2 protein-coding genes are annotated in these 1,554 nt (G+C 43.7%); both read right to left on the bottom strand.

What is annotated here, in order from left to right:
• Positions 1–100 precede the first annotated feature (100 nt).
• The gene (locus tag ACKTR5_RS11655) at positions 101–1,159 is read right to left on the bottom strand and encodes a hypothetical protein (protein WP_407881672.1); all 1,059 of its coding nucleotides are present in this window, start codon (positions 1,157–1,159) and stop codon (positions 101–103) included.
• Positions 1,160–1,205: 46 nt separating this feature from the next.
• On the bottom strand, positions 1,206–1,554 hold a 349-nt coding region (locus ACKTR5_RS11650; RefSeq protein WP_407881670.1), incomplete at its 5' end, for a hypothetical protein.

The raw sequence follows: 1,554 nt of genomic DNA, 5'->3' as shown, positions 1-1,554 counted from the left end.
GGGTGATGACCGGTCCACGTAAACATCTGCTTTTCGCGAGATAAATAGTCATTCAAGGCTTTATCCCAATTGGCCATACCTTTAGTAATTAAATCCATTTCTAACCTACCTCCATAAATTTAATGTCATTATTTGCTTGAAAAGAAACATACGGATTGTTTTTCTGATCCACCACGGTAAGCAGCTTTCCATCGCCACTGATGTACGTGTTACCCGCAACGACCCGCAGGCTCTTAATGTATAGGTCCATCACGGTTGAATCCTCGCCATGTACCTGACATTGCACTTCAATCTGTTCCACTGGTTTATAAGTCACTGGATCAGTCTGCGCCTGGCCTGCACCATAGTTATAGGTGAAACCAACCACGCTTGGTAGTGAGCCAGTAAACTTAACATTTTGCACCTGCGGTTCAAACACACCCACGATTTCATCGATTTGCTTCTGAATCGCATCAAGTTCGGTCTGCAACAGTGCAATCCGTTCTGGCATTGATCCCGTCGCATCGTCCAGCTGTTTCTTAATGTTGTTCATGTAGGTGGTAAAGGCGTCTAAATCGCCACTAGCAGTTGTTTGGGCATTTTGAATAATGCCTTCGAACTTCTGAAACTCCGCCTGAAATTGATCGTACAGTGATTTATAGAGGGTATCTAATTTTGCTTGAAAATCACTGTCAAAATCGTGATTGGTTACCGAAAGCGTCGCAAATTCATTTGGCTGAACCGACAAACTAAAGTTCACCGTGCCTAAAACTTGCGGGCCCTCAACTACTTCAAGCATCAATTGCTTGTATGTTCCAGATGCTAGGAACCATTCTTGCGGGAATAGCAGGGTTGCCCGGCCAATTCCCCAAGCGTCCTGTTCAGATGTAGGTACGCCGTCAAAGCCTAAATGCTGAACTTTAATTTTGCTTTCAGGATCATCACCGTATAGGTTCAGCATTGTGTTTTGCGTGAAGTGTAACGTCTTCTGGTTGCTTGTCACACGGATTGGAAACGGTCGTAAGCGGTCGCCCACACGGGGGTGCATCGGAATCTTATAGGATACAATTGTCGGATTGGTAATATCCACACTGGAATAACCATTAACAGAATCATCAACCGGCACTTGATCCCATTCAGAGGGATTATTTATATAATCATTGTCGAAGTTTTTATCCATTTCATCACACCTTTCTTTTTTTGAGTAAACAAAAAGAACTCACCACTTAGAGTAAGTTCTGCTTAAATGCCGTTTGATATTGGCTTAATGTGTCAAACGCGGCCTGCCAATTATCATTCAGCTGCTTAATGTAATTGTCGTCTGTCATTAGCCCAGATGGCGTCGTTAACTGTGGTGCCACGTAAACATGCCCGTCGTCATCCTTAACCCGGTGTTGTTGCAACACATCCGTCAGCAAGCGCAAGTCTGCATTAATTGGCGCGAACACGTTATGTAACTCTAGATAAAGCTTGCGGTCAAGACTATTACTAGTTAACTCTCGAATTGGCGCAGCCACTAACGTGTCATCGTATTCATAATTGAACTGGTCCAATAATTTATTAACCAGGCGTGTA

The sequence above is a fragment of the Furfurilactobacillus entadae genome (assembly GCF_045862745.1).
Classification (GTDB): Bacteria; Bacillota; Bacilli; order Lactobacillales; family Lactobacillaceae; genus Furfurilactobacillus; species Furfurilactobacillus entadae.
Note: the sequence above shows the minus strand (reverse complement) of the source record. Positions and strands in the feature narration are given on the sequence as shown.